The organism is Rahnella sp. WP5 (genome assembly GCF_000745615.1).
GTDB lineage: Bacteria > Pseudomonadota > Gammaproteobacteria > Enterobacterales > Enterobacteriaceae > Rahnella > Rahnella aceris.
The window spans coordinates 215,889-229,631 of sequence record NZ_JQJR01000008.1; the positions used below are offsets into that span (position 1 = coordinate 215,889).

A 13,743-nucleotide genomic window follows, 5' to 3' on the forward strand; every position below is an offset into this window, starting at 1 on the left:
ATTCATTTTATGGATAAGCTAATATGCAAATCACACATAAAAATGTGCATCAGGATCCAGCGTCCGCGTGAAAATTGTTTTATCCTGCCGGCATCCGTTTTTACGTTAATTCTGACGCTGAGTACCTATGAAAATTGAAGACCTGACTGCTTTTGTCGCCGTTATCCGCCTGCAATCTACCCGGCTTGCTGCCGATGAGCTGGGGCTGACACAGCCGGCAATTACCCGTCGGGTACAAAATTTTGAAGAATCGCTGGGCATTCCGCTGCTGAACCGCCAGACCAAACCCCTGAAACCCACGCTGATGGGCAACCGTGTTTATCAGCAATGCCGTCATATCTTGCGTGAGGTGGATGCGCTCAGTGATTTGGTTGCCGCCGACAGTCCACCTTCCGGCCTTCTGCGCCTTGCCGTGCCACAAAGCCTGAGCGAAAGCAGTCTGTTGCCTGCCCTGAAAACCCTGTCTGCGCAATTTCCGCAAATCCAGCCGCGACTTTCCAGCGGCTGGGGCGACGAATTATTGTTACGGATACAGCAGCAGGAACTGGAAGCCGCGGTCGTGCTGTTCCCTGCCAGTAAGCAATTCCCGGAGGGTGTCGAAAACCAGCCGCTGGGTACGGTCGATTTAGTGGTTGTCGGCCCGAAAGCACCGCAGGCTTTGCCACAACGTCTGGAAGATTGTTATCAGCACGGGTGGATCCTCAATCCGCATGGCTGTGGTTTCCGCGCCGCCCTGCAGCGTGCGCTGACTGAACAGGGTTTACCTTTGCTCATCAATCTTGAGGCGTTTGGCACGACCTTACAATTATCCCTGATTGCTGAAGGGCGCGGCCTGGGGCTGATGCCGCGTGCGCTGGTAGAAAAACATGCACTGCGCCCTGAACTGGCGCTGTATGACCTGAAAGATTTCGCCCCCCGCAGCCAGTTGTGGCTGATTTATCCCAACGTTCCTGCGAGTCAGGTACCGGCGATTGATGCGTTTGCCGCCGCGATTGCTAACGGGTTGGATTGTGGCAGGTAGTGATTATGGGATTGCCATCCGGACTGGCATTAAGGTCAACCCCCTGGGCGCGATGCCCAAAGCAACACCGGTTCATGCACATTTTTTATATTAGCTTATGAAGATAATGAATTTCTCACATAGTAAGTTGCCGTTTATGGTGATAACTCCTGCCAGCGCAGACCTTCATCCGCTGGCCTCATCCCGAGGAGTGACAGCCTATGAGCGTGCAATTTATTGGTATGATCGGACACCGTCTGGCTTCTGAAATCATCCCACCGACCGGCCCGATTTTCGATAAAAAATACATTTCCGATTTCGCCAAAGCCCATGAAGATGCTGGCTTTGACCGCATTCTGGTGGCCTATGCCTCCGACCAGCCCGATGCTTTTCTGGTCACCGCGCACGCCGGGGCCAGCACTTCCCGCATTCATTTTCTTCTGGCTCACCGGCCGGGATTCGTCGCGCCGACCCTCGCCGCCCGTAAGCTGGCGACCCTCGACCACCTGCTGGATGGTCGCGTGGCAGTGCATATCATCAGCGGTGGCAGCGATGCGGAACAACGCCGTGACGGTGATTATGTGGCGAAATCCGGCCGCTATCAGCGCACGGATGAATACATCGATGTACTGAAACAGAGCTGGTATTCAGAAACCGGTTTTGACCATCAGGGTGAATTTTATCAGGCGGAAAATGCTTTCTCTGCCATTAAGCCGTGTCAGAAAAAACTGCCGGTATTTTTCGGCGGATCTTCCGATGATGCCATCCGTGTTGCAGGTAAACAGGCGGATGTGTTTGCGTTATGGGGCGAGCCGCTGGCCAGTGCGGCAGAAACGGTGGAAGCGGTAAAAGCCTCTGCGGCAAAACACAACCGGGATATTAACTTCAGTATTTCCTTCCGCCCTATCCTCGGCAAAACAGAAGAAGAAGCCTGGGCGAAAGCGGATGAAATTCTCACTAAAGCCACCGCCCTGCAAGCTGAGAAAGGTCAGGTGCTGGCAGCCAAACCCCAAAGCGTGGGAGCTCAGCGTTTACTGAAAGCCGTCGCGCAAGGCGATCGTCTCGATTCCTGCCTGTGGACCGGCATCGCCGGGCTGACTGGCGGCGGTTCCAACTCTACGGCCCTGGTCGGTACGCCGGAACAGGTCTCCGATGCACTGCTGAAATATTACGATCTGGGCATCACCACTTTCCTGATCCGCGGCTTTGATCCGCTGAATGACGCCGTCGAATACGGTAAGAGTCTGATCCCGCTGACGAAGCAGAAAATCGCTGCGCGGGAAGCCCGAAAACACACCGCCGTTACTGCCCTGAGTTAAGGAAACCCGATGCGACTGAATGTGAGAAATCTTCTGCTGCTGGTCACGCTGACCGGCGCTGTGTTCGCCACAAATGCCGAACAAATTACCCTGCGGGTCGCCGATCAGAAAGGCAACATGCGGGCACAGCTGGAAGCGGCAAATAAGCTGGATAAGCTGCCCTATAAAATTGAATGGTCAGAGTTTCCGGCTGCTGCGCCGCTGGCAGAAGCGCTGAATGCACAGGCGGTAGATGTGGGCATTATCGGTGATGCGCCGCTGTTATTTGCACAGGCCGCCGGTGCGCAGGTAAAAGCCATCGCCGTGGATAAGTCAGACGCCTACGGCACCGCGCTGCTGGTGAAAGCGGACAGCCCGGTCAAAAGCGCCGCGGATCTGAAAGGCAAAAGTATCGCGACCAACCGCGGTTCCATCGGACATTTTGTCGCGCTGAAAGCCCTCGCCTCTGCCGGACTGAGCGCCAAAGACGTCACGTTCCGCTTCCTGCCGCCAAGCGATGCGAAGCTGGCTCTGACGCAAGGTTCAGTGGATGTCTGGGCAACGTGGGAACCCTACACCGCCTTCGCTGAGACTCAGGATCATCTGCGTGTGGTCGTAAATGGCCGCGGCTTGTGGTCGGGTAACAGCTTCCTTGCCGCGACGGATACGGCGCTGAAAGATAAAGCTAAACGCGAGGCCATCGCTGACTATCTGCAGCGCCTGAGCGATGCACAGATATGGGCGTATAAAAATCTGGATGCGTACAGCGAAAAACTGGCGAAAATCATCGGCTTCCCGCTGGATGCCGCAAAGCTGGGGTTCGAGCGTCGTAAATCCTACTGGCAGCCGATAGATGCCGCAACCGAGACGCAGCAACAGCAAACAGCTGATTTCTATCACGCGCAGGGATTATTGCCCGTCGCGCTGAATGTCAGCGGCACCTTTGATCATTCGTTCCTGCTGAAATAATCGCGAAGAAGCGTAATGCCCCCCTGTTCCATCACTTCCCGAAAAACTGGGGAGTGATGTACACAGATAAGCTAAGTTTTCAGCGAGTTGAAGAAACTGTGAACTGTCGCCCTGCAAGAAAAGTCCGGACGTGGTTAATAGAAGATGTCGCCCGAAATCAGGCTTAGCTAACAGGATGCAGCATGGAAAATTACGCCAACAAAAGCGGTGATTCACAGGTTGTCAGCTTCCAGATTGATGCCAACTCGATCAAAATCCGCTTCAAGAACAATCACGTTTATCTCTACGATATCCGCCATCCTGGCCCCGAACATCTCGAAAAAATGAAGGAACTGGCGCGCGCCGGTTGGGGTTTAAATACCTACATTGAAAGCGAAGTGAAAACGGATTTTTCTTCGAAAGTGTTTTAGGCCGTTCGGGGCGTCCGTGAGCCGGTCGCCCCGCTGCTTTTACCTGAATTACAGCTTGTTAACATTCCTCTGTGACAACGTCTCCAGACCCCGCTAGTTTAGGATTATTCAGTCACGGGCTGCCTGCATAAAACGGGCACGCCAGGGTTTCAGTACCCAGAGCGCCAGAATGGCGGTGACAAAATCCAGCGTGATGGCGCAGGTGAATACAACGTTCCATCCGCCCGTGTGCTGATAAATCAGTGCCGCAAGCGGGCCGCCAAAAATGGATCCTATGCCCTGCGACATATACAACCAGCCATAATTAGCAGTGGCATTCTGACTGCCAAAGGTGTCGGTCAGCGTTGACGGGAACAAGGAAAAAATTTCTCCCCAGCCAAAAAACACCACGCCGGACAGCAGAACAAACAACACAGCATTGTCGCGGCACATCAGCCACAAAATCATCGCACAGCCTTCCAGCGCAAATGCGATAAACATCGTCTGCTCACGACCAAATTTATCCGAAATAAAACCGAACAGCGGGCGTGTCAGCCCGTTGGTAAAACGGTCAATGGTCAGTGCCAGCGGCAACGCAGCCATGCCAAACACCACCGCTTCGGTGATACCAAAATCATGGGCAAACACCGCCATTTGCGAGGTGACCATCAGCCCTGAAGTCGACATCATCGCCATCATGAAAAACATCAGCCAGAACAGAGGCTGTCTGAGCATTTGTTTCGGACGGTACTGTTTGCCTTCCGTCACCATGACCGGCACATCCTGACGCTCGCTGAGCGACGGCGGCAGCCGTAATCCCTGGCTGGCCAGAAAACCAATGACGGCGAAAATAACGCCAAAGATAATCAACGTACTTTCCAGCCCGCGACTGGTCAGTGACGTCGAAACAGGGAACGTGGTCAGAATCGCCCCCATTCCGTATCCGGCAGCCACCATTCCCGCCGCAAAGCCACGTTTATGCGGGAACCAGCGCACCATCAACCCGACGACACCGACATAAACAATGCCGGTACCCAGTCCGCCGATGCAGCCATAGACCAGATAAAGGCCGGTAATACTGCTGACTTGTGACGCCAGTACCCAACTGAACCCTGATAACAGCGTGCCGATTGAAATCAGTTTCCGCGGGCCAAAACGTTCAATCAGGCTGCCCTGAAAAGGAGAAAAGAAGGTTTGCAGAATTATCAGTAGCGAGAACGTAACCTGTAACTCTGCCAGCGGAACCCCCAGTTTAAGCGCGAGCGGTTTAGTCAGCAGAGTCCAGACATATTGCGGACTGGAAATCGCCGCCATGCAAATCAGCCCCAGAACTAACTGCCGCCACCGTGCGCTGGCCGCGATTGTCATGGGCATATTCAATGTTGTCATTCGTCGTCTCCCTTATTTCCTGTCAACGCCAGCCAAAGATTTTTAACATTGCTAGCAAGAAATAAGTTCTCAGCAACAAACATGCCACATTGATTTGATGGGATTTTCAGGTAATTACACCTGCCCTGTCCGACGGGGAGGAATAAAGATGTCGCCCCGGTGCCGCAGAATGGTCAACTGTGGTGCAGCATGCAAAAAAAAAGAGCCTGCTTTTCGGGCAGGCTCTTTTGGCGTTTTGACCAGCGGAACAGACGTTAGATTTTCAGTTTCACGTAATCAATCGCACGGCTGATGATCCCGCCTTCTGCGACATCTTCCAGTGCCACCAGCGGTACGGTTTTGATGACTTTGCCGTTATCTACGATATTAATACTGCCGAGCTCCTGACCTTTCTTCAGCGGCGCGTCAATCTGCGGACGGGTCAGCACGTACTGGGCTTTCAGTTTATCGGCATCGGCCTGCGGCACGCTGATAAAGACATCACTCAGTGAACCGACCTTCACCTGTGCATTAGCACCAAACCAGACATGTTCGCTGGAAACGGTCTGATCAGCTTTGAAAATCTGTTTACTGGTATATTCGCGGAAACCCCAGGTCAGCAGTTTGCGCGCCTGTTCTTCGCGGCCTTTTGAGCTTTTACCGCCCATCACGACGGCGATCAGACGACGGTCGCCCTGCGTCGCAGAGGCAATAATGTTGAAACCGGCGCTTTCGGTGTGACCTGTTTTCAGGCCATCAACCTGCAGGTTTTTATCCCACAACAGGCCGTTACGGTTCTGCTGAGTGATGTTGTCATACGTCAGCGATTTTTCAGCATACATATGATATTCCTCAGGTTCCCCGCCGATAATGGCGCGGGAAAGTTTCGCCAGATCGTAAGAGGTGGTGTATTGCCCCGGCGCGTCCAGGCCATGCACAGTCTCGAAATGGGTGTTGGTCAGCCCCATGCTCACCACGTACTGATTCATCATTCCTACGAATGAATCCTGGCTGCCCGCCACATAATCGGCCATGGCCACGCAGGCGTCATTACCGGAAGTAATGATGATGCCGCGGATCAGGTCACGGACGGTGACATGGTCACCTGGCTTTAGAAACATCAGTGAAGAACCGGCCAGACTTTTATTGCCAGCGACCCAGGCTTCCTGCGGTACCGTCACCACATCATCCATGGTGATTTTTTTATGATCTAACGCGCGGTCAATGACATAACCTGTCATCAGTTTGGTCAGGCTGGCCGGGTTACGGCGTTCATCCGGGTTGCCGGCGGCCAGCACATCACCGCTGGCATAATCCATCAGCACAAAAGAAGCGGCGTCAATGCTTGGCGGCACGACAGGGAAATCCAGTGGCGCGATAGCTTTCGCACTGCCTGCGGAGAACATCAATACACAAGATAAAACACTCATTACACTACGTTTCACTGAATCTTCCTTAAACACGCCATATTGCCGGGGTATTATTAAACTCGGCAATATATCAAAAACCTATGGGATAAAATCTGCGGCATAGGTTGCACTAAAACCCCCTGCAGAAAAACCCTTAGTCTTTTGCTAACCATTTCATAGTGAAACGGTTCTGTTACAACTTGCGTTAATTTCCACCAACATCCGCCACTGAGCCTGCAATCAGGTTTTATTATCACAACCCGCTGTTTTCAACAGGGATGAAATACCGTGGTGCGCCCCTTTCCTTACGGGGAATTTCCGTTATTCCCCGATATTTCCCTGCGATAGAGGATTTCTATCGCTCCATCACAGCATTCGATTAGACGTTCTTGTCACCCACTCCTAAACTTGTGACATAAAATTAACAATCCGGTTAACAACTCATCATCCGGTTTGTTCACAGACAAGACAAAAACCACCTGCGAAGCATAACTATGAAATTCAAAACTGAGATCAAACCCTACCACGGCGCGGCCGGCGGCTGGGGTGCACTGGAATCCACCACCCGTTTCGTCTTCGACAGTAAGAAGGTCCTTTCTAACCTGCGTAACCTGATGCGTGTTAACAAAGGTCGCGGTTTTGACTGTCCGGGCTGTGCCTGGGGAGACGATAATCACAGCACGTTCAGCTTCTGTGAAAACGGTGCGAAAGCCGTCAGCTGGGAAGCCACCCGCAAAGCCGTCGAACCTGAGTTCTTTGCTCAACACAGTGTGAGTAAGCTGCGTGCACAGAGCGATTATTTCCTGGAATATCAGGGGCGTCTTACCCATCCGATGCGTTACAACCGCACCACCGATCATTACGAGCCTATCAGCTGGGATGCCGCATTCTCACTGATCGCCAGCCATCTTAACGGGCTGGAAAGTCCCGATCAGGCAGATTTCTACACCTCCGGGCGTGCCAGTAACGAAGCCTCTTATCTGTATCAGGTGTTCGGCCGTATGTTCGGGACCAATAACTTCCCTGACTGTTCTAACATGTGTCACGAAGCCAGCGGCGTGGGCCTGAAGCAAAGCATCGGCGTCGGTAAAGGCACTATCCGTCTGGATGATTTTGAGAAAGCAGACGCCATTTTCGTCTTCGGCCAGAACCCGGGCACCAACCACCCGCGAATGCTGCACAGTCTGCGTCATGCGTCTGACCGGGGGGCAAAAGTGGTCAGCTTTAATACCCTGCGTGAACGGGGTCTGGAACGTTTTGCCGATCCGCAAAAACCGCTGGAAGTGGTCACACCGAAAGCCGGTCGTATCAGCGCAGCCTATTATCAGCCAAACCTTGGCGGCGACATGGCTGCCGTGCGCGGTATCGTTAAAGCGTTATTGCAGACACACCGCGAACGTATTGCTTCCGGTCAGCCTTCCCTGTTCGATGAAGAATTTATCGCGGCAAACTGTGCCGGTGTCGATGAGTATCTGGCCGTGGTCGATGCCACCAGCTGGGAAAAAATTACTGAACAGTCAGGTCTGAGTAAACAGGACTTGCGCGAAGCGGCAAGCATTTATATGAACGCCGAACGGGTGATTTGTACCTGGGCGATGGGCGTGACGCAGCATAAACACTCTGTGCCGACCGTGCGTGAAATCACCAACCTGCAACTGTTATTTGGTCAGCTTGGCAAACCTGGCGCCGGGTTGTGTCCGGTTCGCGGTCACAGCAACGTGCAGGGTAACCGCACCATGGGTATCGATGAGAAAGCGCCAAAAGCGTTGCTCGATGCGATGGAAAGCCACTTCAAATTCACACCACCGCGTGTCCCGGGCCATAACACCGTTGAAGCGCTGGAAGCCATGCTGCGTAAAGAAGCCAAAGTCCTGATCTGCCTTGGCGGTAATCTGGCGGCGGCGGCACCGGATACTCCGCGTACAGAACAGGCGCTAAGCAATCTGGATTTGTCTGTTCAGATCAGCACCAAACTGAACCGTACGCACCTGACGCCGGGTGCAGAAGCGCTGATCCTGCCGACGCTGGGCCGTACCGAACTGGATATGCAGGCGACCGGTTCGCAGTTCATCACCGTTGAAGACTCCTTTAGCATGGTACATGCCTCCGAAGGCGTAGGCATTCCGTTATCCAAAGAACAGCGTTCTGAAACCGCGATTGTCTGCGGTATCGCCAATGCGGTTCTGGGTGATAAATACCTCGACTGGATGGCGCTGGCTGACGATTACAATCTTATCCGCGATCATATTGAAGCCACCATTCCGGGCTTTCGGGATTTCAATGCGCGCTGCGATATCAAAGGCGGTTTCTATCTCGGTAATGCGGCAGCAGAGCTGAAATTCAACACCCTGAGTGGCAAGGCCAATTTCAGTGCATCACCGTTGCCTGAAGTACTGATCCCGATGGGCGACCAGAATGCGCCGTTCACCCTGCAAACGTTACGTTCTCACGACCAGTACAACACCACCATTTATGGCCTCGATGACCGTTACCGTGGCGTTTACGGTCAGCGTGAAGTGTTGTTCATTCACCCGCAGGATCTGGCGGACTTGGGCCTGAAAGACGGTGAACTGGTGGAAATCGAAACGCTGTGGAACGACGGTATTGAGCGCAAAGTGACCGGTTTCAAACTGGTCAGCTACGATATTCCACGCGGTAACCTGGCGGCTTATTATCCGGAAACCAACCCGCTGGTGCCGATGTCCAGTTTTGGTGACCAGACTCACACCCCGACCTCCAAAGCCGTACCGGTGACTATCCGTCGCTGCGAACAAAAAGTGGACCTGCAACGTATCGCCTAAGTCGTACTTGCGCGACATCGCGCAAATCTCCCCTTTCGCTTCAGGGTTATGAGGCGAAAGGGGCAGATGCCGCTTGCCCGAAGGGGTCAGATCGCGTAAAACTGTCTGCCGCTAATCGAGCCACATTAACCCCCAATTCTCTGGACGATATGTTTCAAGATAACCCGCTGCTCGCGCAGCTAAAACAGCAACTTCACTCTCAGACTCCGCGTGTCGAAGGCATCGTAAAAGGCACTGAGAAAGGCTTTGGCTTTCTTGAAGTAGACGGCCAAAAAAGCTATTTCATTCCGCCTCCGTACATGAAAAAAGTCATGCACGGGGATCGCGTTATCGCTTCCCTGCAAACCGAAAAAGAGCGTGAAGTCGTCCAGCCGGAAACATTGGTTGAACCTTTTCTCAGCCGTTTTGTTGGCCGCGTAACGAAGAAAGACGACCGTCTTTCTATCATTCCGGATCATCCTTTATTACGTGATGCTATTCAGTGCCGCGTTGCCCGCAACATCAATCATGAAGTGAGTGATGGCGACTGGTGTGTGGCTGAAATGCGCCGTCACCCGCTGAAAGAAGGCGACCACAGCTTCCAGGCTGAAATCACCGAATGGATCACCACCGGCGCCGACGATCTTGCGCCGTGGTGGGTCACGCTGGCACGTCATAACCTTGAACGTGAAGCGCCGAAATCTGACATTGCCGAACTGCGCGATGAAGGCCTGACCCGCGAAGACCTGACCGCCCTGCCATTTGTCACTATCGACAGCGGCAGTACGCAGGACATGGATGACGCGCTGTATGTGAAAGACAACGGCGACGGCACCCTGCAAATGACTGTCGCAATTGCTGACCCGACGGCTTACGTCAGCGAAGGCAGCGAGCTGGACAATATTGCGAAAAAACGCGCATTCACCAACTATCTGCCGGGCTTCAACATCCCGATGCTACCGCGTGAATTGTCCGATGATATCTGTTCCCTGTGGCCGGACGTCAGCCGTCCGGTTCTGGCGTGTTCTGTCACAGTAGGCGCAGATGGCTCACTGGGCAGCGACATTCGTTTCTTCGCGGCGACTATCGAGTCGAAAGCCAAACTGGCTTATGACGACGTGTCTGACTGGCTGGAAGCGGATGAGAAAAGCGAATGGCAACCGGCCAGCGAGGTGATCGCCTCACAGATCCGCCTGCTCAAACGCGTCTGTGACGTGCGCAGTGCATGGCGTACCGAACATGCACTGGTATTTAAAGACCGTCCTGATTACCGCTTCGTGCTGGGTGAGAAAGGTAACGTGCTTGAAATCATCGCCGAGCATCGCCGCATTGCTAACCGCATCGTTGAAGAATCGATGATTGCCGCCAACGTCTGTGCCGCTATCGCCTTGCGCGACAGCCTCGGTTTCGGCGTTTATAACGTGCATACCGGTTTTGATCCTCTGCTGGTGGAAAACGCGGTCACCGTGCTGCAGGCCAATGACGTTGAAGCCAACGCTGAAGAACTGCTGACCCTGCCGGGCTTCTGCGCTCTGCGCCGTAAGCTTGATGCATTGCCAACCCAGTTCCTCGACAGTCGCATCCGTCGTTTCCAGACCTTTGCAGAAATCAGCACCACTCCGGGGCCGCACTTCGGTCTGGGGCTGGAAGCTTATGCGACCTGGACATCACCTATCCGTAAATACGGCGACATGGTGAACCACCGTTTGCTGAAAGCGATGATCCTGCAACAGTCTGCTGAAAAACCTCAGGACGACATGACCATTCAACTGGCAGAACGCCGTCGTGCCAACCGCATGGCCGAGCGCGATGTCGGTGACTGGTTGTATGCCCGTTACCTGGAAGATAAAGTCGGCACTGACGTTAAATTCAGTGCTGAAATTATCGATGTCACCCGCGGCGGCCTGCGCATACGTCTGCAAGATATCGGTGCCGTGGCGTTCATCCCTGCTCCGTTCCTGCACAGCGTGCGCGACGAACTGGTGTGCAGCGCCGATACCGGTACTGTCCTGATTAAAGGCGAAGTGGCCTACCGCCAGAGCGACATTATTGAGGTGAACATTGCTGAAGTTCGCATGGAAAACCGCAATGTGATCGCCAAACCGGCAGTCTAGGTTTCGCTTTTAGCGAAGGTAAAAAACCGGTCTCAGGACCGGTTTTTTTATGTCGTAAACAGGCATTGCTGGGAAAGTGCTCTGTCAACTCCCTCCCAGCATCCCCCTTCGCAGGGGGAGGAACGAAAAGCTTGCCCCTCAGATCTGATAGTCAATCACCGGCTCGCCGCCCGTCGCAAATACCTTCTCTTTGATCTCATTCACAGAAAGCCCCGGATTACACAACTCGATAAACCGCCATACGTAGTTTCTCTGCAATTGCGCTTTCTTCAGTCCCAGCCAGACCGTATTGGCTTCGAATAAATGCTCCGCATTGATCAACTGCAGGCCGGTATCACGGGCGGCTTCAAATGCCTTATCTGCCAGGATGCCCACGCCCAACCCCAGCTCGACGTAGGTTTTAATCACATCAGAATCCTGCGCACTCAGCACGATATCGGCGGTCAGCGCGGCACGGCTGAAAGCTTCATCGAGACGGGAACGGCCAGTGATACCCTGACGATAGGTGATCAGCGGTTGTTCGCTCAGATGTTGTAACGTCAGCGGGTGTTGCAACGTCAGCGGATGCCCTTGCGGTACGACAATTGCGTGATGCCAGCGGTAATAAGGAAACGCGGCGACTGACGGGTCATTCATCAGCTTTTCGCTGGCGATGGCGACATCCGCCTGCCCGCTCAGCAGCATTGTCAGCACTTCCTGTGGCGAGCCCTGATGCAACTCGAGGCGTACACCCGGATAAATTGCACGGAAGGCTTTGATGACTTTAGGCAAACTGTAACGCGCCTGAGTGTGAGTGGTGGCGATGGTCAGCACGCCCGCGTCTTCTTTAGAGAAAACATCCGCAAGACGGCGGATATTCTGCGCCTCATTGAGAATTCTCTCGGCCACTGCCAGCAACTCTTTACCCGGCTCAGTCAGCCCCAGTAAGCGCTTTCCACGACGGATAAATATCTCAACGCCCAGCTCATCTTCCAGCTCGCGGATATGACGGCTGACACCTGACTGCGACGTGAACAGCATGTTCGATACTTCGGTCAGGTTGTAATTGCATCGCGCTGATTCCCGTATAATTTTGAGTTGTTGAAAGTTCACCGCTGTCTGCCTCTTTGCTTGCCGAAAACCCTATTGTTACGATCTGTTGCTATACCAGACAAATAAGAAAAAGCGGTTACTTATGCTTTTTACGACTATAGAAATCAGGTGTCTGTTTTTTGGCTGCCATAAAAAAACGCTGGCAAGCAGCGTTTTTAAAGCATTCTCAGCAGAACGGTAACAATCAGCGGCTTACTCAGGCACCGGCGTCATGACCGGTTTGCCGCCAAAATGCGCCTCAAGATTTGATAACACCAGGGCCAGCATATTTTCTACTGATTCCGGCGAACGCCCCGCGACGTGCGGCGTGATCACCAGATTATCCAGCGTGAACATTTCCGCCGGCACCTGCGGCTCGCCGTCCACCACATCCAGTGCAGCACCGGCGATTTCGTTATTGTGCAGGCTGGCAATCAGCGCGGCGCTGTCCACCACACTTCCCCGCGCAATATTAATCAAAAACCCTTCCGGCCCCAGCGCGCGCAGAATATTGTCATCCACCAGCCTGGCGGTATTTTTGCCACCCGGCGTCGCCACCACGAGATAATCAGCCCACTCGGCCAGCTCAGTGATGGTGAGGAAATAACGGTACGGGCTGTCTTCCAGCGAACGCCGGTTGTGATAACCGATCGCCATATCGAACCCGCCCGCTGCACGTCGTGCGATCAGTGCGCCGATATTTCCCAGCCCGATAATTCCCAGACGTTTACCCGCCATTCCCGGCGTATTCCAGCGCGTTTTTTTCCATTCTCCCGTACGTACAGCGGCATCAAACTGCGGGATTTTCCGCGTGACCGCCAGCATCAGCGCCAGTGTATGGTCAGCGACAGAAGCGTTATTGGTGCCGGGGCCATTCGTGACATGAATACCTCGCTGTTTTGCAGCCGCGACATCAATATGTTCAAACCCTACACCCTGTGCACAAATGATTTCCAGCGCCGGTAACGCGTCCATTTCAGTTGCACTTAGTCCGATGCTGCCAATGGTTAATACCGCACGGATTTGCTGAGCAATCTGCGGATCAAGGTTCGCACGTTGTTCAGGCGTCGTCGCAAAAAAGAGAGTAAAACCGGCCGCTTCGAACCGGTCAGGATAGCCAGCATCAAGTTCAACATGGCTGAGCAACGCGATGGTCATGGAGATTCCTCTGGATAAAGTCAGACAATAACTAGCAGGCTAGCTTTTTCGCTTTCACTATCGACGAAGCCCTTCCTCTTGTACAGCTTTTCGGCGGTTTACGGGAGAAGTTACGAAGTCCGGTCTACACTCGTTGTTATCGTCCGCGTGAACGCAGACGGCCCTTTTCGGCAATTTTTGTCAGATT

Annotated in this window: 10 protein-coding genes; 6 read left to right on the top strand and 4 right to left on the bottom strand. The window is 53.6% G+C overall.

Going from position 1 to position 13,743, the window contains the following annotated elements; all coding sequences use genetic code 11:
* The first annotated feature begins 127 nt into the window (after positions 1–127).
* The 4 genes from EX31_RS07120 (at position 128) to EX31_RS07135 (ending at position 3,677) form a co-directional block, all read left to right on the top strand.
* A complete protein-coding gene (locus EX31_RS07120; RefSeq protein WP_013575547.1) occupies positions 128–1,021 on the top strand; it encodes a LysR family transcriptional regulator in 894 nt (297 codons plus the stop codon).
* Positions 1,022–1,221: 200 nt separating this feature from the next.
* Positions 1,222–2,319 (top strand): LLM class flavin-dependent oxidoreductase, encoded by a 1,098-nt coding sequence (locus EX31_RS07125; RefSeq protein WP_037034040.1) that lies wholly within the window; start codon positions 1,222–1,224, stop codon positions 2,317–2,319.
* 9 nt (positions 2,320–2,328) lie between these two features.
* Positions 2,329–3,267 (top strand): ABC transporter substrate-binding protein, encoded by a 939-nt coding sequence (locus tag EX31_RS07130; protein WP_037034041.1) that lies wholly within the window; start codon positions 2,329–2,331, stop codon positions 3,265–3,267.
* A gap of 182 nt (positions 3,268–3,449) precedes the next feature.
* The gene (locus EX31_RS07135) at positions 3,450–3,677 is read left to right on the top strand and encodes a hypothetical protein (RefSeq protein ID WP_013575551.1); all 228 of its coding nucleotides are present in this window, start codon (positions 3,450–3,452) and stop codon (positions 3,675–3,677) included.
* 108 nt (positions 3,678–3,785) lie between these two features.
* On the opposite strand, the gene oxlT is transcribed toward EX31_RS07135, so the two are convergent.
* Both oxlT and EX31_RS07145 read right to left on the bottom strand, forming a co-directional pair.
* Positions 3,786–5,045 (bottom strand): oxalate/formate MFS antiporter, encoded by a 1,260-nt coding sequence (gene oxlT, locus EX31_RS07140; RefSeq protein ID WP_037034043.1) that lies wholly within the window; start codon positions 5,043–5,045, stop codon positions 3,786–3,788.
* 254 nt (positions 5,046–5,299) lie between these two features.
* Complete coding sequence (locus tag EX31_RS07145; RefSeq protein WP_037034044.1) at positions 5,300–6,469, bottom strand: serine hydrolase; 1,170 nt, start codon at positions 6,467–6,469, stop codon at positions 5,300–5,302.
* 458 nt (positions 6,470–6,927) lie between these two features.
* On the opposite strand from EX31_RS07145, the gene EX31_RS07150 reads away from it, so the two are divergent.
* Entirely contained in the window at positions 6,928–9,234 is a 2,307-nt protein-coding gene (locus tag EX31_RS07150) for an FdhF/YdeP family oxidoreductase (protein WP_037034045.1), read from the top strand.
* 149 nt (positions 9,235–9,383) lie between these two features.
* Entirely contained in the window at positions 9,384–11,327 is a 1,944-nt protein-coding gene (locus EX31_RS07155; RefSeq protein WP_037034046.1) for an exoribonuclease II, read from the top strand.
* A 138-nt stretch (positions 11,328–11,465) separates the two neighbouring features.
* Here EX31_RS07155 and cbl read toward each other — a convergent pair whose 3' ends face one another.
* The gene (gene cbl / locus EX31_RS07160) at positions 11,466–12,419 is read right to left on the bottom strand and encodes an HTH-type transcriptional regulator Cbl (RefSeq protein ID WP_013575556.1); all 954 of its coding nucleotides are present in this window, start codon (positions 12,417–12,419) and stop codon (positions 11,466–11,468) included.
* Between the two features lie 192 nt (positions 12,420–12,611).
* The gene (locus EX31_RS07165; RefSeq protein ID WP_037034047.1) at positions 12,612–13,556 is read right to left on the bottom strand and encodes a 2-hydroxyacid dehydrogenase; all 945 of its coding nucleotides are present in this window, start codon (positions 13,554–13,556) and stop codon (positions 12,612–12,614) included.
* Between the last annotated feature and the right edge of the window lie 187 nt (positions 13,557–13,743).

Excerpts from the sequence above, each read along its gene's own strand:
- EX31_RS07150 (WP_037034045.1), top strand. The coding sequence starts at position 6,928 with ATGAAATTCAAAACTGAGATCAAACCCTACCACGGCGCGGCCGGCGGC.
- EX31_RS07125 (WP_037034040.1), top strand. The coding sequence starts at position 1,222 with ATGAGCGTGCAATTTATTGGTATGATCGGACACCGTCTGGCTTCTGAA.
- EX31_RS07165 (WP_037034047.1), bottom strand. The coding sequence starts at position 13,556 with ATGACCATCGCGTTGCTCAGCCATGTTGAACTTGATGCTGGCTATCCT.
- oxlT (WP_037034043.1), bottom strand. The coding sequence starts at position 5,045 with ATGACAACATTGAATATGCCCATGACAATCGCGGCCAGCGCACGGTGG.
- EX31_RS07120 (WP_013575547.1), top strand. The coding sequence starts at position 128 with ATGAAAATTGAAGACCTGACTGCTTTTGTCGCCGTTATCCGCCTGCAA.
- EX31_RS07130 (WP_037034041.1), top strand. The coding sequence starts at position 2,329 with ATGCGACTGAATGTGAGAAATCTTCTGCTGCTGGTCACGCTGACCGGC.
- EX31_RS07135 (WP_013575551.1), top strand. The coding sequence starts at position 3,450 with ATGGAAAATTACGCCAACAAAAGCGGTGATTCACAGGTTGTCAGCTTC.
- EX31_RS07155 (WP_037034046.1), top strand. The coding sequence starts at position 9,384 with ATGTTTCAAGATAACCCGCTGCTCGCGCAGCTAAAACAGCAACTTCAC.